14 protein-coding genes are annotated in these 19,340 nt (G+C 62.9%); 6 read left to right on the forward strand and 8 right to left on the reverse strand.

The features are described from left to right. Window positions 1-459 precede the first annotated feature (459 nt). Complete coding sequence (gene flbT / locus X566_RS01475; RefSeq protein ID WP_034462917.1) at window positions 460-876, forward strand: flagellar biosynthesis repressor FlbT; 417 nt, start codon at window positions 460-462, stop codon at window positions 874-876. Between the two features lie 102 nt (window positions 877-978). Here the strand turns inward: flbT and X566_RS01480 are convergent, their stop codons facing one another. From X566_RS01480 to X566_RS01500, 5 genes are all read right to left on the reverse strand, one after another. Then, window positions 979-2,472 (reverse strand): flagellar hook protein FlgL, encoded by a 1,494-nt coding sequence (locus tag X566_RS01480; RefSeq protein WP_034462918.1) that lies wholly within the window; start codon window positions 2,470-2,472, stop codon window positions 979-981. A 7-nt stretch (window positions 2,473-2,479) separates the two neighbouring features. After that, window positions 2,480-4,348, reverse strand: a complete 1,869-nt coding sequence (gene flgK, locus X566_RS01485) for a flagellar hook-associated protein FlgK (protein WP_034462919.1) — start codon at window positions 4,346-4,348, stop codon at window positions 2,480-2,482. A gap of 49 nt (window positions 4,349-4,397) precedes the next feature. Continuing rightward, window positions 4,398-6,197 carry a flagellar hook protein FlgE gene (locus X566_RS01490; protein ID WP_034462920.1) on the reverse strand — a complete coding sequence of 600 codons (1,800 nt, stop codon included), beginning with the start codon at window positions 6,195-6,197 and terminating at the stop codon, window positions 4,398-4,400. A 260-nt stretch (window positions 6,198-6,457) separates the two neighbouring features. Further along, complete coding sequence (gene msrB, locus X566_RS01495) at window positions 6,458-6,970, reverse strand: peptide-methionine (R)-S-oxide reductase MsrB (RefSeq protein WP_034462921.1); 513 nt, start codon at window positions 6,968-6,970, stop codon at window positions 6,458-6,460. 288 nt (window positions 6,971-7,258) lie between these two features. After that, window positions 7,259-8,692, reverse strand: a complete 1,434-nt coding sequence (locus X566_RS01500; protein WP_244434643.1) for an FAD-binding oxidoreductase — start codon at window positions 8,690-8,692, stop codon at window positions 7,259-7,261. Window positions 8,693-8,914: 222 nt separating this feature from the next. On the opposite strand from X566_RS01500, the gene X566_RS01505 reads away from it, so the two are divergent. Further along, the gene (locus X566_RS01505) at window positions 8,915-9,454 is read left to right on the forward strand and encodes a histidine phosphatase family protein (RefSeq protein ID WP_034462922.1); all 540 of its coding nucleotides are present in this window, start codon (window positions 8,915-8,917) and stop codon (window positions 9,452-9,454) included. A gap of 85 nt (window positions 9,455-9,539) precedes the next feature. Further along, window positions 9,540-9,965: a universal stress protein gene (locus tag X566_RS01510; RefSeq protein ID WP_034462923.1), complete on the forward strand. Its 426-nt coding sequence runs from the start codon at window positions 9,540-9,542 to the stop codon at window positions 9,963-9,965. 45 nt (window positions 9,966-10,010) lie between these two features. Here X566_RS01510 and X566_RS01515 read toward each other — a convergent pair whose 3' ends face one another. Then, window positions 10,011-10,592 (reverse strand): hypothetical protein, encoded by a 582-nt coding sequence (locus X566_RS01515; protein ID WP_034462924.1) that lies wholly within the window; start codon window positions 10,590-10,592, stop codon window positions 10,011-10,013. Between the two features lie 293 nt (window positions 10,593-10,885). Here X566_RS01515 and X566_RS01520 point away from each other — a divergent pair, with 293 nt between their 5' ends. From X566_RS01520 to X566_RS01530, 3 genes are all read left to right on the forward strand, one after another. Further along, a complete protein-coding gene (locus X566_RS01520) occupies window positions 10,886-11,314 on the forward strand; it encodes a hypothetical protein (RefSeq protein ID WP_034462925.1) in 429 nt (142 codons plus the stop codon). A gap of 482 nt (window positions 11,315-11,796) precedes the next feature. Continuing rightward, window positions 11,797-12,822, forward strand: coding sequence for a YbhN family protein (locus tag X566_RS01525; protein WP_034462926.1), 1,026 nt, complete (start codon window positions 11,797-11,799; stop codon window positions 12,820-12,822). A 102-nt stretch (window positions 12,823-12,924) separates the two neighbouring features. Further along, window positions 12,925-14,877: a hypothetical protein gene (locus tag X566_RS01530; RefSeq protein ID WP_034462927.1), complete on the forward strand. Its 1,953-nt coding sequence runs from the start codon at window positions 12,925-12,927 to the stop codon at window positions 14,875-14,877. A 60-nt stretch (window positions 14,878-14,937) separates the two neighbouring features. Here X566_RS01530 and X566_RS01535 read toward each other — a convergent pair whose 3' ends face one another. Beyond that, window positions 14,938-17,862, reverse strand: coding sequence for an autotransporter domain-containing protein (locus X566_RS01535; RefSeq protein WP_160170426.1), 2,925 nt, complete (start codon window positions 17,860-17,862; stop codon window positions 14,938-14,940). 288 nt (window positions 17,863-18,150) lie between these two features. Next, on the reverse strand, window positions 18,151-19,179 hold the full coding sequence (locus tag X566_RS01540) for an NAD(P)/FAD-dependent oxidoreductase (RefSeq protein WP_034462928.1): 1,029 nt from the start codon (window positions 19,177-19,179) through the stop codon (window positions 18,151-18,153). Window positions 19,180-19,340 lie beyond the last annotated feature (161 nt).

Consider the following 19,340-nt stretch of genomic DNA (forward strand, 5'->3'; position numbering starts at 1 on the left):
TTGTCGAGGGCGGAGTTGACCTTCTTTCCGGTCGAAAGACGGTTCTGGGTGGTCGAGAGCAGTTCAGCGGTGGACTGAAGTGACAGCAGGTTCTGGCGAACCGATGCCGAAAGAACAATACCGGACATTGTCATACCTTTCTGGTGTGAGCGTAGCGTAACGCATCGTCGGCCGACTTTTCCGTCGGGACCGTGGAAGAGTGCGCGCAAGCCTTAAAGAAAGGATGAAGTGACGCCTGCGAATATGATTCGATCTCGGCGCGGAGCCGGGTACTCGCGAGCAGAGAGTTCATGCGATTGCCGAGGAAGCGCCGCGAAAACAAACGGATAGCGCGCACGGCGGAGCAAGCACGGGCTGCGTTTACGAAATCTTAATCACGTTGCCGAAGGATCGCACCGGGGGCGTGAATGACGGAGGCTGGCTCGCGGTCGGCCTCCTTTGGTTTGAGAAGGAAACGCTATGGCCCTGAAAGTCGAACTCAAACCGAACGAACGCATCATCATTGGCTCCTGCGTCATCACCAATGTCGATCAGCGCGCCCGCTTGCTGATCGAGGGCGACCGGATTCCGGTTCTGCGCGAGAAGGACATTTTGACACCTGCGACGGCGAACACACCGGCGAAGCTGATCTACCTGGCGGTCCAGCTGATGTATCTGTCGCCGGACCCGCAGGCGCACCACCTCACCTATTTCAACCTGATCCGGGACATGCTGTCGGCCGCGCCAAGCGCCTGGCCGGTGATCGAGGGCATCAACAATCACATCCTCAACGGCGACTTCTATAAGGCGCTCAAGGAATCGAAAAAGCTGATCGCTCACGAAGAAGAGCTGCTTGCGCTCGCGGAGCAGCAAGAGACCGAGCGGAAATCAGCCTGACCGGGCGTAGCCGCGCCGGAGCGAATATCACCGCACGCATCCCGGTCCGACCGGAGATCAGCATCAACCGCGCGGATGTGCGAGCGGCGGACTATTTCCACGTTAGATGTATTTCACCAGGCTCAGCTGATACATCATCGACGTCGTCTGATACGACGCCTGCAGGTTCGTCTGCAACGCGAGCAGCTTAGCAATGACTTCTTCGTTCGAAATGCCCTCGATGCCGTCGAGCATTGACTGCGCCATCGACTTGGTGAGCGTTTGACGATCGGTCGCGGCTTTCATGGCGTCCTGCGTGCCGGCGAATTCCGACTGAATGTTCTGAATCGACTGCTTACCCTGCTGGGGTGCGAGATTGGCCGCGACTCGGCTGCTGAGCGCCAGCATCTGCTCTTTCGCGCTCGGATCGCTCGCCGACGTGGTGACCGCGGCATAGGCCGCGATCGTCTGCAACTGCCAGCGCAGCCCCTCTTCATTCGCCCGTGCGCCGTACTGCACGGTGATCGACTGGTCGATGCGGGCAACCGCCGTGCCACGCGCCGGATCCGCCCCGTCTTCGCCGGTATACCACTGTACCGTATTATTCGGCGTGCCGTTGATCAGCGACGTCGCGGTATCGAACGGTGGACCGTCCACACGCAGCGGCGGCGACGCGCTGAAGAAGTTGTCTGAAGCCGCCAGCGCCGACGCAGCAACCAGCGACGTATTGGCAAGCTTGCCGACCGACGTGGTCAACGCCGACTGCAGATTGGCGGCAGTCGCATCGCTTGTCGCACCGATCGCAAACTCGCCGGGTCCGAGCGGATCGTTGGTGGATGCGGTCAGTTCGATCACCTCCGAACTGCCGTCGGGCAATTTGAACGAGAACTTGATCTTGTCGCCAGGATTGGGATTGGCCGCAAGATCGACGGAAATCGCCGGCGGCGAACCTGCCGGGCCTGTGACAGTCGCCCCGGTCAGCGACGAGGTGACCGCATCGAGCTTCATCCCGAACGGTGAGCCAGCCGTCTCCTCGGCAATCTGGACCGAAGTGGTGGTCGGCGCGCCAATCGCAAGCCGGCCCAATCCAGCCGCACCGAGATCGGCCTGCTTGCGCTCGGCAATGATTTGCTTGAGGCCCGCCTTCGCGCCGCTGCCATCCATGATGTCGCCAACCGAGGCGACCGCCGGCGTGTCGGTGGCGCGACCGGAAAACAGATAGCGGTCGCCCGACTGCGTGTTCAGCAATTGCAGCATTTCGGCCAGCGAGTTGGTCGCCTGCACCTGCGCCATCGTCTGACCGTTGTTCTCGATTTGCGTCGAGGCACCCGCCGCCGCCGTCTTGATGCTGTTGCCGATGTCGATCGTCCGCTGCAACACCGTGTTGCCGATGTTGATCCGCGTATTCAAGTTGGCAATCGTATCGGCATAGCTCGACAGATTGCTGAGTTGCGCGCGCAAGCCCACCGAGAAGCTGCGGCCGACGCCGAGCCCCGCATAGGTATCGGACTTCTGCCCGGTCGAAAGCTGCCGCTGCAGATCATCGAACTGGCTGCGCATGTTCAGCAGCGACGTGCTGATGTAGGTGGACCGCAAGCCGAGACCATCGATCGCCATGATATCCTCACACCACCTGCATCAGTGTCTGATACATTTCCCTGATCACGCTCATCACGCGCGCATTCGCGGCATAGGCATTCTGCAACGCCAAAAGATGTGCCATCTCGTTGTCCATGTTGACGCCCGAGGTGTCGTTGAACTTCTGCTGCAAGGTGCTGAGCACCACATCCTGCCCCTCGGCGAGTTGCTTCGCGGCACTCGCCGCCTCGCCCTGCAAGCCCGTAAACTGTTGCAGGAACCCCAGGAGCGTTGACTTGAACGGCGACGAGCTGGTGCCGAGACCGGAGTCCGGCGAGTACATCTGCGTACCCGAGATGAGCTGCTTGTAGATGAAATCCGGCCGCGTTGTGTCTCCCGACGGCGTGGACGCATTGTACTGCACGAGCTTCGACGGGTCGCTGGCGAGCGCCGCGTTCACCGTGATGCGGCCGGCGAACCCCGTCACCTGCGCGCCGGACGATGAGAAGGCGCCGGTGTAGAGATTGCTCCCGTCGGTAAACAGCGCGAGTTGTGGATCGCCGTTGGCGAGACCACCAACGGTATTGGTCATCGACGCGGCATCGATCTTCACCTGCCCCATCGCACCGTCGTCGAGCACGCTCAACGTCGTGCCGGATGGATTAGCGAACGAGACACCGCTTGCACCGAGCGCGGCATTGAGCTGGGCAACTACGGAGCCCATTCCGCCGGAGAAATCAACGCCGATGACCCGATCATTCGGATCGTTGGTCGCACTGTTGGCGAGCGGCAGCACCGACGGATCATCGACCCGGATGATCGACAGCTTGTGCTGCGTGTTGGTCGCCGCATCCGTGTATGTGACGTTGATAACGTTGCCGTTCTGCAGACCGGACAGATCAAGATTGAAACCGGACTGCGCCCCCGACGTGGTCGGCGAACCGGTGACGGTCTTGTCCGACAAGAGACTCGCAAGCCCAGCTGCAAACTGGTCGAGCTGCGCCTGCGCCTGTACCAGCGTGTTGTCGCGCATATCGACCAACGCGGCGATCTTGCCCGAGCGGAATGCGCCGGTGGCGAGCAGATCCATGCTGCCGCCTTGCGGGAAATTCACCGAGATCGAACCGAGATTGCTCTTCGCCGGATCCGGATCCCATCGCGTATCGGCGTTGACCGTGCCCTGTGCGTTGAACGAAAACTGTGCGGCTTCGTTGCCGACGAGCTGCACGCCGGAGCTGGTGAAGACGTTGACCTGGTTCTGATCGCCGGTGACGACGCGGATGTCCATCAGCTCGGACAGCTGATTGATGTAACGGTCGCGCTGATCCAACAGTTGCGCTGCCGCGCCGTCGTTCTGACCGCCGCGCTGAAGCTGCGCGTTGATGTTGGCGATCTGCGCCATCGCATTGTTGGCGACGTTGACGGCATCGCTGAGCTGGACCTCGGCGCTGGCACGCAACGACTGCACGCCCTGCGTCATGCTGTTGAGCTGCTGCGCCATCGCCTGCGCCGCATTGAGCACGGCGATGCGCGCGGACTGCGAATCTGAGCTGGTCGACAGCGCCTGCACCGCGCTGGTCAGCTTGCTGAACGTGCTCTCGAGCGTTCCGGTCGCGCCCGGCGTGCCGTAGACCGACTGCAACTGCTGCAGCATCTGCGAACGCAAACTGGCATAGCCTGCACCGGAAAGCTCGGTCCTGATCTGTCGTTGCAGATACTGATCGAGTTCGCGGTTGACGCCGGCAACCCGGACCGTCGATCCATAATCGCCGGCCGTGATCGCGATCTGATCGGCGACTTTGCGGACGTAGCCGGGTGTCTCGACGTTGGCGACGTTCGACGACACCAGACCGAGACCGATCTGGGTCGCCCGCAAGCCCGACATTGCAGTTGTGAGAGCTTGGCTCAGACTCATGACACGCTGTCCATCTCAAGGGAACGTAGAATGCCGCGCGAAACGCGCGCTAGCGCAGCATGTTCAGCAGATCCTGCACCATCTGGTTGGCGGTGGTGATGACGCGCGTGTTCGCCGAATAGGCCTGCTGGGTGACGATCAATCGCGTGAACTCGTCGGCGATGTCGGTATTCGAGCCTTCGAGCGACGAGCCGACGATCCGGCCCGCCGCGTTGCTCAGAGCCGGCCCCGACTGATCCGTTACCTCGAACGCGCCGCCGTCGACCCGCCGCAGCGCATTCGGTGCATTGAAGCTCGCCAGGCGGATTTCCGCGAGATCGAGGTTGCGGCCGTTCGAATAGTTTCCGACCACCCGGCCGCGATCGTTGATCGAGACCGACTGCAGCTGGCCCGCCGGATAACCGTCCTGCTGGACCTGGTTGACCTGGACATTGCCGTTCGCGTCAGCGAACTGGGTCAGGCCGCCGGCGCCAAAATTGAGCTGGATATTACCGAGCTGGACGCCGTTGATGACCGGCGCATTCAATGTCGCCGACGTCACTGGCGGATTCATCTGGCCGTTCGCGCCGAAGGTGAAGTTGATGTTGACGTTCTGCCAGACGACGTCGGTGCCGGTCGCGTTAGGGTCCACCTGATAGAACAGATTCCAGGTATCGGTGTGGCCCGCGCCGAGCGTCGCGCTGTCCACCTTGGCCCAGCGGAGCTGAACGTTGACCGGCGAGCCCGAGACATCGAAGCAGGTCGTCGCCCCGCCGGCGATCGACTGGTTGAGGAAGGTCTGGAGGTCGGTGCCGATCACCTGCCCGGTCCCGGCCGAGCCGCCGCCAGCACGGGCAACGTTCAGCGGCGAGGTAAAGCCTAGCGCGGTGAAGGCGGCGGTGTTGGACGAGGTGATCGACAGATCCGCGCCGGTGCCGGTATGCAGTGTAATCGCGCCACCACTGATGGTCGGCGCTGCGCCGGTGATCGCGCCGATCTTATCGAGCAGGGTTTGCAGGTTGTCGGTGATATCGATCGAGTTGCCGGTGGTGCCGGTATCGACGAAGGACAGCGTGACGCCGTTGACGACGATCGTATCGCCGACTGCGAAATCGGCCGCGAGCGAGTCGGTGCCGGCCGCGCCGGACAACGCCGTCGCGCCGGTGATCGGCACGGCCGGCGACGCCTTGTTGTTGCGGGCGATGCCAAGCTTGGTAGCGTCGGCATAGGGCTGCGCGGGTGTACCAACCGACAGCGGGTTATAGCCAGCGGTGTAGCTGCCCGGCTGGATCAGCTCCGAGCCCGGGATCGACTTGTCGGCGACCTTGGTCAACGGATAGTTGGCAAGGTTGGCACGGTAATCGATGCGCGAGCTCTGCTGCGCGGGCAGGAAGTCGTTCTGGAACTTCAGCACCTGCGCGGTGGAGCCGACCAGGTTGCCAGTGGTCGGGTCGACTGGAATGCCCATCAGGTAATAGCCGGCGCCGTTCACCAGGTAGCCCTGCCGGTCGAGCTGGAAGTCGCCGCGGCGGGTGTAGCGATCGACGCCGTCGAACACCGGCTTATCGTCGGCATAGCCGCCCGGCTTCTGCACCGAGAAGAAGCCGTCGCCGTTGATCGCCATGAAGGTCGAGATCGAAGCCGCCTGGACGTCACCCTGCACATTGTTGGTGGAGCGCGACTGGGAGGTGACGCTGCCGGCGAGCTGACGGTTGACGCCGGTGTTGGGGATCAGGTCGAGGAAGCTGGAGTCGATTCGCTTGAAAGCAGTCGTCTGCGAGTTGGCGATGTTGCCGGAGATGTTCTCCAGCGCGAACGACTGCGCCCGCATCCCTGCAACGGAAGTGGTGAGCGCCCCGAAGATACCCATACATCGTCTCCAAGCTTCATCCGGGCGGCCTCCGGAGGGTCCATGCGCGGCCGCGATCGGAATGATTGGAGCAAGCGATGTGCCAAGGGAATTTATTCAGACAGATCAATGCCTTCGATGAAAGCGCCAGCTCCACTGGCCGGCGCCAATTTGCCTAGCTGGCAAGATTTGCCGGGCGGCGCTCACGGAGCCGGTCTCATGTCGCTTGCTTGCAATGCAAGCAAGCACCGTCGCCCAAACCATGCAAATGGGTCGAACCGCTAAGACGCCGAGGCCGTTGCCGGCACGAAGCGCAGGGCCACGCCGTTGATGCAATAGCGTAGCCCGGTTGGCTTTGGCCCATCGTCGAACACATGCCCCTGGTGGCCGCCGCAGCGCCGGCAATGGACTTCGGTTCGCACCATCATGAACGAGCGGTCTTCCGTGGTCGCGACGGCATCAGGCAGGGGCTGATAGAAACTCGGCCAGCCGGTGCCGCTGTCGAACTTCGTCGCTGATGCAAACAGCGGCAGCTCGCAGCCGACGCAAGCAAATGTTCCCTTGCGCTTCTCGTGGTTGAGGGGACTGGTGAACGGCCGTTCGGTGCCATGCTTGCGCAGCACGTCGAATTGGGCCGGTGAGAGCTTGCTGCGCCATTCGGCTTCACTCATCTCGACCTCGAACTTCGGCTGGGCCGCCGGGGTCGCCTGCGCCGGTTTACCACCCAGCCAGCGGAACGCGAACAGGCTGCCGAGACCGGCAGCGGAGAGGAACAGGGTACGGCGGTCAGGCATCTTCAGCGCTCCTTCGAACCACGATAATGGCGATGCTCGGACAAGATACGCAAAGGCAAGCCCAACGTTACGGGCTTTCCCCTCACCAGCACGCGAGGCGATGCCACGGCTCGGCCTGGCGCCACGGCCGGGATTCGCAGGCCGGATTCAGAACGTGGCGCAACGCGCTGTTTTTACTGCAATTCCTAGTCAGTCTAACACATGAGCAGACATGGGCTGGAGCAGGCATGGGCTGAGGCGTGTCTCGCTCACAAGTCCGCGAGATCCGCCCGCCTGCGCAAAGGTCGCTCAGTCAGCCGCGTCTGACGGGGCCCGCGGATGCGCGCCGTGCGGCTCGACCCGCATTCTCCGGACAGCCTGATTGGCAACCGCGCGGCTTGCTTCCCGCTGTTGTCTCCGGGCATTCGCCTGCTCCCGGTAGCGGGCCAGCATACCTGCCACAGTCGCCTGCCCGCGCTGCCACGAATAGACCGCCTGCCCGGCCACGCGCCCTGCAAGCCCGCCGGTCCAGACCAGCTCAAACGGCGAGAACAGCCGCCAGCGATCGTCGCGCTCAAGCATTCCGCTCGCGAGCAGATCGCCGGCCATCGCCGTCGTCGCAAGGCCCTGTGCGCCGAACCCGCTGGCGATCCAAAGCCCGCGGCCGAGCTGACCGATCTGCGGCATGCCATGTACGGTTTCGCCTGTGGTCCCGCCCCACATGTCGATGATGCGCACCCGCTTCAGTTGCGGGTACACCGCCTGGATCCGTCGCGAAACGCGGCGAGCGAAACGACGCGGGTCAGTCGCCCAGGTCGTCACCGGACCCGACCACATCAGCCGGTCGCCATCCACGACCTGGTAATGATCGACACCCGCGCTGTCGTGGACAGTGCCGCGATAGGCGATCGCCTCGGCAAGTTTGTCGCCGAGCCGTCCGGTGACCGCCACCGTGCGCCAGACCGGTAGCAGCGTGCGCGACAGACGCGGGAACGCCGCCCCCAGATGAACGTTGCCTGCGAGCACGATCGCCCCGGCACGCAACCGTGCACGTGGCGTTACGATCCGCTTGCGCACGCCGGCCGGATCGATCTCCGTGACCGGTGTCTGTTCGAAGATCTGCACGCCAGCCCGCTCTGCCGCCACAGCAAGCCCACGCAGATAATTCAAAGCATGCAGGTGGAACGCCGTCGGATAGTGGATCGCATGGAAGTAACGCCCCGACCTCAGCGTGGCACGCACGCGGTCGACCGGCCAGCCTTCGATATCGGCGCCGAAGGTCTCGCCTAGCAGTTGCAGACGGCCGACCAGCTGATCGCCGACGTCGGTGTGCGACACCTCGAGTACCCCGTCGGTCAACGCGACGCCAGGCATCGCCGTGGTTGCCACCATCTGCCGAATACGGTCCGCCCCCATCTGGGTCAGCCGCCACAGCTCGCGCGTATCGTGAAGGCCGATGCGGGCGATCAGGTCCACGATCTCACCGCCGAAGCCGGGCATCACGGTGCCGAGATTGTTACCCGATGCGTTCCAGCCGATCTCCCGGGCCTCGAGAACCGCAACCGAAGCGCCGCGCCTTACGGCCTCGTACGCAACCGAGAGCCCGGCCAAACCGCCGCCGACCACGCACACGTCGACATCAAGATCGAATGTCAGTTGCGGCCGCGTCTCGGCCGGCACCGCGGACTCACGGTACCATCCCGGTCCTTCGCTGATCTTTTCGGTCATCGCGGCGGCAGTCATCGTTCGTTTCTGCAGCCTTCTTATGGATCATGCGAACGGTTGTCACGTTGCCCCGCTACCGATCGATCCTGTATCGCCATGGTCTTGTGAAAGATCGTGCATAAACAAAGGGATGAGGCATGATAGCGATTCGGCCGGAAAAAACAGGCCGCCGATGACATCGCATCATCGGAGAATGCGTCGCCAGATTCGCAGCACGTCTGCGCCGGAGGTTATCATTCCATGCGCCGTTTGATGTTGCTGCGCCATGCCAAGACCGAACGGGACAGCCTGAGCGGCCAGGACCGGGACCGTCGCCTCGACACACGCGGCCGCGACGATGCGCCAACCATGGCGCACTATCTGGCGGCTCATCAGCTGATCCCCGATTTGACGCTTGTATCGCCTGCCGTGCGCACCCGCGAGACCTGGGACTTGATGGCTGGCGTCCTGAAGCCTGCGCCGGCGCACGAGATCGTTCCCGATCTCTACGGCGCGGACGCGTTGGAGTTGCTGGCGATCGTCCGGGCCGCTCAGGGACGCTCCGATGACGCGGACCTGCGCTGCCTGATGGTGGTCGCGCACAACCCCGGGCTGCAGGAATTCGCCCTCGAATTGATCGCCAAGGCCGGACGGCGGGAGCGCAAGGCGCTGGAGGACAACCTGCCGACCAGCGGCCTCGCCGTGCTCGACTTCGCTATCGAAGACTGGAACGACATCGCGCCGCAGCGCGGGACGCTCGACCGATTCGTCAGCCCGCGCCTTTTGCGGGAAGGCGACTGAACGGCGCAGGCCGCAGCGCTTGGCCAAGGAGGCAAAGTTGTGACAGCATAGGCGCGGGACAATGCGGTCAAGAACGGAGGCGCTCATGTTCAAGAACATACTCGTCCCGATCGATCTTGCAGATGCAAACTACGCCAAGCCTGCCATCGCCAACGCCGCGGCGCTCGCAGGGGCGTCGAATGGCACGGTCAAACTGTTGAATGTCCTGCCGATGACGCCGGTGATGCTGGCCGAATATGTGCCCGCCGATTTCGATACGCAGCAGCGACAATCCGCCGAAGAGGCCATGGCGATCGTCGCCAACGAATCCGGCATCGCGCCAAGCCGCGTCAGCGCGGTGATCCGCCAGGGTGGCATCTATCATGAGATCCTGGAGGAGGCGGAAGCGATCAAAGCCGACCTGATCGTGATGACGTCGCATCGTCCGGCAATGCGCACCTACTTTCTCGGCTCGAACGCCGGGCATGTGGTGCGCTATGCAAAGTGCTCGGTGCTGGTGGTGCGGCAATAGCCGCACAACCCGATGCCGAGAGGCCAGATTGAATTTGATCCGGCCTTACGGCAGCAGCGCGCGTGGCACGTCAGCTACGTTATACCGCCGCGGCTTGTTGCGGATCAGCCAACCGCCGGTATGCCAGCCGAACCATGCGGCAAAGCCGAGCATGAACAAGGCGGCGATATAAGCCTCCGTCGCCAGTGCGCGGATCAACAGCCCCGCCAGCGCCACCATGACGACGCCGAACAGCACGAGACCGATCGCGAACGCGATCGGTCCCAAGCCGGCGAGACAAATCACCTCGGCATTGTGACCAGCGACGCGGCGATGCAGCTCGTCAACGAAGGCGCGATAGCTGTCGTCCTGCGGCTTCAGCGAGATCAAGCCCGCCCAGGTCGCCGAGATGATGGTCAGGGACTTGCCCTGCTTGTTGGTGACGTCGGCGCGGAAACGATGCGCCAGCATCGACACCGGCCGATAGCTGAGACGAAAGCGAGCGATCTCGTCGTAGCGCCAGACGCCTGAACGGAAACCCGCCTGGAACGACAGCCCCTGCTCGGTCAGCGTGAATGCATGCGGCGCACCCGCCAGCGACGGCTTGTAAGAATAACGGATCGACTGCGATTGATTGTCGTCGCTCATCCCTGCCCCAGATGCAAGCGGCACTGGCCGCAGCCTTCGCTGCTTGCCCTCGCCTCTGTCTCTATCCTAGTGGTTCGATTTCAACATGTGCATCCCGGTGCGGCAAAGTTGCCTGCATATGTTGGAATCAAAAGAACCACGGGCAAACATCATAACTCAGTGGAGTTCTAGATTTGACATTCGCATAATGCCACGGCTCCGCTGGATGCGAATGTCAATCTGCTCCCCTGAAGCGGCGCGTTGCGCCAATGCCGCGCATGTCGCATCATGGCGCATCAGAACGGTTAGGCATCATGGCTGATCAGGAATATCCGCGCCACATTGTTCTCGCCGGCGCCATCGGCTGCGGCGTGTTGCTTGCGCTTGCGGTCTACATGACCGGACAAGGCTTCGGCATCGAACTCGGCGGCCTCTGGCGCACCGACCTCGCTGTCGTGGTGCCGGTCAGTGCGGCAATCGCCTGGTGGCTGATCGCAACGACGGGATTTGTCGGCGGCTATGCAACGGCGCGGCTGATGAATGGCGGCGTTGCCGGCTTGTCACGCACGATGTGGCAACTGCTCGCCGTGGTCGGGGTGCTGCTGTTGGCCGGAGCCGGCCTCGGCGCATCGGCACCCGCAACCGGCCCCACATCCGCACGGGTGCTCGCCGGTATCGTCGCACTCTTGCTCGGTGCAGGGATGGCGTTTTGCGGCGCCCATTTCGCAACCCGCCGTGCATAAGCCGTGCAACCGCAGCCGTCTGCCGTTCCCGCAAGCCACTCCAGTTGCGGCCAAATAGCGCGGCTAGCTGCTCCCGTCATCCATGTCATAAACGGTGGCACCTTGCGGTGATAAGGGACCATTGCGCTGAAGCATCGAGATTCGTCTTGTCAAGTCGCAACGTTTTTGCGTACCGCGCGTTTGCCGAAGGCCACAGGAAACTCATGATTCTCGTGTGATTTTCGGTTCGAACCGTCCTTTAAGCGAGACCGCGACAGGCATGAAGAGACACTGCAAGCTGCTGCTCCGCCCGATAACGATCGGAAACGCCTCATTCCGCTCAATGTCCGAGCAGTATTTACCTTGTTGATGCCCGTTGAGGATTTGTGCTCAATGCGCCCCTGCAACACGGCGATGGTTTCGCTTATGATTGCATCACGAGCCGCTTGCCACCATTTGCCTCAATCGGCTGTTCCAGTGTTTCCGTCCCGCCGGGAGGGCGAATGTATCGGCTTCTGACCGCGTTGCAGCGCGGCTTCCACGACTGGATCGGGTGGAAGCGCCTTGGCATTGCAGCGAGCCTTCTCATTATCGGCCTCGCCATCACGACCCTGGTACGGACACTCAAGGGCGTCGACATCAACGTCATTCTGCTCGCGTTGCGCGACACTTCGCCGATGCAGATCGCTCTCGCCGCGCTCTGCGTCGCTTGTGCGTTCTTCACCCTGACGTTCTACGACCTGTTCGCGTTGCGGACGATCGGCCGCAAGGATATTCCCTATCGCACCGCCGCGTTGTCGAGCTTCACGAGCTACACCATCGGCCATAATCTCGGCGCCACGGTGTTCACCGGCGGCGCGATTCGCTTCCGGATCTATTCGGACTGGGGCCTGACGGCGATCGATGTCGCGAAGATCTGCTTCATCTCCGGGCTGACGTTCTGGCTCGGCAACCTGTTCGTGCTCGGCATCGGCATGATCTGGCATCCGGCTGCAGCCTCGCCGATGAACCTGCTGCCCGAGAGCATCAATCGCCTGATCGGCATCGGCTGTCTCGCGGGCATTGCCGCCTATCTCGTCTGGTTGTCGGTCGGCCAGCGCGAACTCGGCCAGAACGGCTGGAAGGTGCGGCTGCCATCGACCCCGCTGACGCTGTTGCAGATTTTCATCGGCGTCGTCGATCTCGGCTTCTGCGCGCTGGCGATGTATATCCTGATGCCATCGCAGCCAAACATCGACTTCATGTCGCTGGCAGTGGTTTTCATCCTGTCCACCCTGCTCGGCTTCGCCAGCCATGCGCCCGGCAGCCTCGGCGTCTTCGATGCGGCGATGCTGGTGGCGCTGCCGCAGTTCAGTAAGGAGCATCTGCTCGCGTCGCTGCTGGTCTTTCGCCTGCTCTACTTCGTGATCCCGTTCTTCATCTCGATCACCATTCTGACCACCCGCGAACTTTGGCAGAACGTGATCCTGCCATGGCGCAACCGGCGCAAGGCAAATGGGCTGCAATGCGCGGTGACGCCCGGCGAATAGGTTCCCGACCCGTCCAGGCTGGCCTCAAAGGCGCGTCTCCCATATTTCCGCCTTATCCGGCCGCATAACGGAAGGCGGCGCTCCACCGGACACCGGACTTCCATGACGAGAATTCTTCTCACGCTTGCCCTTGCAACACTGGTCGCAGGGCTGACGGCCATTCAATCCGCAAACGCGCAAGTTGCCGCGCCGAGCGCGATGCGGATTTCCTGGGAGGTTCGCAACCGTTTCCGCCTGTTCAAGGAAGAGCGTGACTTCCTCCTGCACGTCGAGACGCTGCAAAACCGCAGCATCCTGGAATCGGAACAAGCCCTCGCGATCCAGAGCGACGGCCGTGGCTGGGCCCGCAACACCCTGTCGCGGCTTTGCATCGATCAAGCCGGCCGTGTGGCCCAGCCCTGCACCCGCGACAATGTCGCCGAAAATTACCTGACACCGGCCGATCATCACATCACCGTGCGCCTGACGGGCCAGGTGCCGGCTGGCGCCCTCTGCGCCTGGTCGTTCAACGATGGCGAAGGCGATGCGCGCGAGATGTCCGCCGACTGCCGCGAACCGATCGACCTGCGTGTCCGTTATGGCCGTCCGACCGTCGCGGCCGTCGACGTGAACGCCGGACCGGAGGTGCCTGAGCGGATCAGCGAGGAGATCCAGGTTCGTGACATCCTGATCGCAGGTCTCGGCGATTCGATCGCCGCCGGCGAAGGCAATCCCGACCGGCCGGTGTCCCTGTCGACCGAAGGCTTCTGCTTCCGTTCCTATCTCGGCGGCGGCGAGTATTACCGGCCAGGCCGCGCCGGCTTTCAGGGCGACAAGACCTGCGGCACGAGCGCCAGCCTCTCCACCTGGCAGCGTTTCAACGCCCAGTGGTCGAACGCCGCGTGCCATCGCTCGCTCTACAGCTATCAGACCCGCGCAGCGCTGGCGCTGGCGGCCCGTCACCCACGCATCGCAGTCACGTTCCTGCCGCTCGCCTGCACCGGCGCCACCATCGAAAGCGGCTTGCTCGGCTCGCAGCGGGCGCGCGAGTGCCTCGTCACCCGCAACGGCGTCACCTGCCAGGGCAACGTCAATGCTCAGGTCAGTGAGTTGCGCGAGGCCATCGGCGCCGCCAAGCGCCGTCAGCCGGACCGCCGTATCGATCTGATCTTCCTGTCGGTCGGCGCCAACGACATCGACTTCTCCGGTCTCGTCGCCGACGCGATCGTCCAAGGCGCGACCGAACGCACGCTGTTCAGCCGCTCCGGCGCACTCGGCTCGGTCGAGAATTCGCGCGCCGCGCTGACGCGCTCGCTGCCACAGGATTTCAGCAAGCTTCGCGAAGCCCTGAAACCGCTCGTCGATGGCGACCTCTCGCGCGTCGTGTTTGTCTCCTACGCGAATCCGGCGCTCGCCAACGACGCGCCATGCACCAGCGGCCGCGACGGCTTCGACATCCAGCCCGCATTCAATCTGGATGCCGGGCGGCTCGCCAAGACCCTCAGCTTCGTTCAGGACCAGTTCCTGCCGCAACTCAGGAATCTCGCCTTGTGCGAGGGCGGCGTGATCTGCCGTGGGCCGCGCGACCGCATGACGTTCGTAGAGCGGCATCAGCCGGCTTTCGCCAATCACGGCCTCTGCGCGCGCTCGCCGAACGATCCCGTGTTCGATCGCCAATGCTTCTCGCCTGACGGCAAGAGCTTCCACGACGATCCGGTCAACGGCGCGTCCAATCCGCTGGTCTGTGGCCAGAGCGCCAACGAATTCCGCGCCTACTCGCCGCGCGCGCGCTGGATCCGCACCGCCAATGACAGCTACTTCGCCGCGATGACCTATCCGCAAGGCTTGTCGGCGACGATGCAACCCTCCGACGTTCACGACGCGCTTTGGGGCATTCTGTCGGCGGTCTATGGCGGCGCTGTGCACCCGACGGCCGAAGGTCATGCGGTGATGGCAGACGCTGCACTGCCAGCCGCGATCAATGTGCTGGGCCTTGCAGCAGCCTCACCGATCGGCGGCTTCGTGCAACAACCGCTGCAGCAGCAGCCTCTGCAACAGCAGCCTCTGCAGGAGTAAAAGCGGTTCAGCAGGGCCGTGCCTGCTGCACGACTTCCCCCTCGTTCGAACGCCTCGCGCTTACCATTGGTAGCGCAGGACACCCTTGCCGGCGTAACCTGTGGTGCGGTCCGAGAACTCGCCCTCGAACACGCCGGCGATCGAGAAGCCGTTGCGCCACCGCGTTTCTGCCGACGCTGACACGAGCGCGACGTTGCGCGCCTGCGGGGCGCCAAACACCGTGAAGCCTGACGCCGGCAGCACCTGGAACGAGGCGAACAGCGCCCGGTCGGTCTCGTAGTAGTGCGCCCACGCTGCGCGGCCACGCAATGTCAGCAAGGCACCGCCGACCGCGAACGCCTTGTCGGCACGCATGCCAAGTTCGGTCCGCGAGGTCGAAACGTCTTTCGACGCATAGCTCAACGCAAACGTATTCGCCCCCAACGCCACCTGCTCGTTGTAGCCTGGCAGCCAGTACACCGCCGCCTGCCCGGCCGCATACGGCGTGATGCCCATCCATGGCGTCGCGAAGCGGTAACCGCCCTCGATCCGGCCAGCGAGCGAATGGGCGGCATATGCCGCCGTCAGCTTGTCGATACCTGCTGCGGTCACGAAGCGATCGGTGCTCACGTCATGCCAGCCGTAGGCCATCGCACCCTTGATGTAACCCGCGCCGATCGTCTGCTGCGCGAACGCACCCGCCTGGAAGACATCGGCGCGACCGCTGCCGAGATTCTGGCTCAGCGAGAAGCGGCTCTCACCACCGCTGACCGCAAAACCGACCAACGTGTCCGGTGACAGCCGATAGTCTGCACCCACCGCAAACCCATAGGCGCGTGCGGTCGCATCATGCGAGCCGATCCCAGCACGGCCGTCGCCCTTCAGCTCGCCGCCATAAGCCGCACCCCACACGCTCCAGCGCGGATCGAACACGCTCGCCCGCAGCGGCGCCTTGCGCGCCATCGCCGCATAGGCGTCCTGCTCGCTGCGCGAGCGCTTGGCTGTCGCGGCATAAGCATCCGCCTCCCCGCCCGCGTATCCGCTCGCCAACGGCGCGCCTCCCGTGGCAGGACCCCGGCTGGTAACGAACGGATCGAGCATCAGGTTAAGGAAATAATCGCTCTGCTGGAACGCCGCCGTCGAGGCCTGCGTCCCACTCTCACCGGACGCCTGCGTCAGACCATTCGGCGTCAACGCGCCGTAGACCCGTGGGATACCGCCCGCAGCATTGAAGGAGTTGACGAGCGCGTTCGCGACATTGGTCTGATTGACGGTGAGACCCGGACCGAAGTTCGGCACCGCCATCGCCAAATTGAGGTAGACGTTGTTGGCGTCGTAATCGAGCGATGCCGTGAAGGCTTGCGGCAGATTGGTATTGACCAGGCTGCCGAACGTGCCGCTTCGCCCGCCCGCAGCATTGAGAATCGTATACCGCCGTTCGATATAGCTGCCCGGCTCATACATCGCCGAAACCGTCGCGCCGCCGAGCGTCGCCGTGCCGGTGACGTTGGTGCGGTCCGCGTTGGTCGGCGACACCTCGACCAGATAGGTCGAAGCGGCGGTCAGCGCGAGATTGCCTGCAACGGTGATGGCGCCGATCGAATTGCCCGGCGACAGCGTGCCGCCATTGATCGTCGTATTCGGCAGCGTACCTGAACCACCGATCGTGCCGCCGGCATTGACGGTCAATTCCGACGATGAGCTCAGCGACGTGTTCACGACGAGTTTGCCGCCGTTCACCGTGGTCGTACCGGAGTATTCCATCACGCCGGACAGGATGAGTGTCCCGGTACCGACCTTCTCGAGCGAGCCCCGTCCGGTGCTTCCACAGCCGCACGGGTCGAAATCGGCGATACGGCCGGTTACTTCGCTGGTCAAATTATTGCTGCCGACGACAAGCGTATTACCGCCGCCGATATAATAGATGCCGGAGCCCGCGATCGAACCGGCGCCGATGCGCCCGTCTCCGTTGGGGCCGACGCTACTGCCGAAATCGACAAAGCCGGTGCCGTTGGTGATGAACTGTGCGTTGCCGCCGGTGCTGTTGCCGTTGAAGACCGTGGCGCTGTCGTCGCCGGTGGTGATGGTCGCGGATCCTGCGGTGGCAAACTCTCCGAAGATCGCGCCGCCGCCATTACGGTTGGTGATCTGCGCATTCCCTGCAGTCGTCATGGCCGCGAAAATCGTTCCACCATCGTTGTTATCGATGATGGCGTGGCCTGCGCTCGCGGTGTCCGTCGGCGTGACCCCGAACAGGGTCGCGGCCTGATGGTTGGTGATCTGTGCATGGCCGGCGTTGCTAGTCCCGATGAAGAACAAACTGCCGCCGTTGCGGTTGACGATGGAAGCGCTCCCTGCCTGGCTCGCGTCCGAGAAATAGATCGTTCCTTGATCGTTATCGATCGTCGCACGGCCTGCGCTGCTCGTTTGCACGAAAGCGATCGCCGAAAAAAAGCTCTTGTTGCTGATCGTCGCATTAGCGGCTGTTGCACTGCCAGCAAACTCCAGCAGGCCGTCGGTGTTGTTGATCATCGCAGCCGCCGCAGTCGCGCTATCGGTGAACGACACGACTCCGGTATTCTGGATGTTGATGATCGCGTTGCCGGCGCTTGCGCCGTTCTGGAAGACGATGTCGCCGAAATTGGTGAAGGTTGGCTGTTGGCTCGAGTTGTTGACGATGCCAGGTCCCGTCAGAGTGAGCGCATTGTTGATCGCGATAGAGAATGTATAGAGCGGCGCGCCGGCATTGAATTGCATCGCCGCGATCGTCGGCGAGACGTTGTCGATGTCGATGTTGGTGGGTGTCGCGCCCGCGAAGATGGCGGTATCGCCGGCGCCCGGCTGACCGCTCGGCGTCCAGTTATCGTCGTCCCCCCAGCGACCAGGCATGCCAGTGCCATCCCAGGTCCGCTCCTGCGCTTGCGCTGGCAATGCGAGAATGCTGGCGCTTGCCATCAGGCTTGCCGCGAACACCGGCCGAACCACGGCAACTGCTGTCTGCCGCATCAACGGTTTCATGATCACGATGCCCCCAACTATCCAAACTGCCAATTTCCGCCGCGTCCTTGAAAACCGGTGGACGCGGCGTTTCCCCTGAGCAGGAATCGAGGCTAGCGGGTCAAGGGAACCGTCGCAACGATCAAATTGCACAAAATAGCAAGTTTTGTGAAATGAGCTCTGGCGGCCACACAGTGTCGTCCGGGGGGAGCCGCTCACGGCGCATGATGGCGCGCCTGCTCGTGAACGCTGCACAGAACATGCGGCGTTCACGGCGCTCTTGGGTCACGAGACTGTTTAGCCGACGCCGAGCTTCTTCTGCAGGCTCGACGACGAGGTCGTGTACTGGAACACCAGCCGCTTCTCAGGATAAATGTAGCGGTGGGCCTTTTGCGACATCAGCGCGCCCTCGTGGAAGCCAGAGAGGATCAGCTTCAGCTTGCCGGGATAGGTGTTGATATCGCCGATCGCGAAAATGCCCGGCACATTGGTCTCGAAAGCCGAGGTCTCCACCGGCACCAGGTTGTTCTCGAGATTCACGCCCCAGTTGGCGATCGGACCGAGCTTCATGGTGAGACCGAAGAACGGCAGCATGGTGTTGCAGTTCACCTTGAAGGTCGAACCGTCGTTCCCCTTCACCACTGCCCCAGACAGATGGCCGTTTTCGCCTTCGAGCGCGGTCACCTGACCGAGCGCGAGCTTCATCTTGCCTTCCTGCACCAGGGCACGCATCTGCTCGACGCTATGCGGCGCGGCGCGGAAGTCGTCGCGCCGATGCAGCAGCGTCATGCTCTTGGCGATCGGATGCAGGTTGAGCGTCCAGTCGAGCGCGCTATCGCCGCCGCCGACGATCAGGATGTCCTTGTCGCGGAAGGTCTCCATCTTACGCACGGCGTAGTGCACCGACGTCCCTTCATAGGCCTCGATACCGGGCACGGGCGGCCGCTTCGGCTGGAACGAACCGCCGCCGGCCGAAATGATCACTACTTTGGTCTCGAACACCTTGCCGCCATCGGTGGTGACGCGGAACAGCGGATCGCCGATCTTCTCCACGCTCTCGACCATCTCGTTCAGATGGAAGGTCGGGTTGAACGGCTTGATCTGCTCCATGAGCTGGTCGGTCAGTCCCTGGCCGGTGACCATCGGAATGCCGGGAATATCGTAGATCGGCTTCTCCGGATAAAGCTCCGCGCATTGCCCGCCGATCTTGTCGAGGATGTCGACGAGGTGGACCTTGATGTCCAACAGGCCGAGTTCGAACACGGCAAATAATCCGCACGGCCCAGCGCCGATGATCAGCGCGTCAGTTTTGATCGGCTCACTCATTGTCGCTCTTGCACTGCCTCGAGAAACGGCGGGCGGAATTGCCCGAACGGCAATTTTGTGTAGCCAAGCCGGCTGCAGGGGGAAAGGGCTAAATTGGCGGCCCGAGGCGGTGAGCACCTTGTAAGCAAGGCAAATTTGCCTGTAAGCCCAAAGCCCTGGAG

Source organism: Afipia sp. P52-10, from assembly GCF_000516555.1.
In the GTDB taxonomy this organism is placed as follows: Bacteria; Pseudomonadota; Alphaproteobacteria; order Rhizobiales; family Xanthobacteraceae; genus P52-10.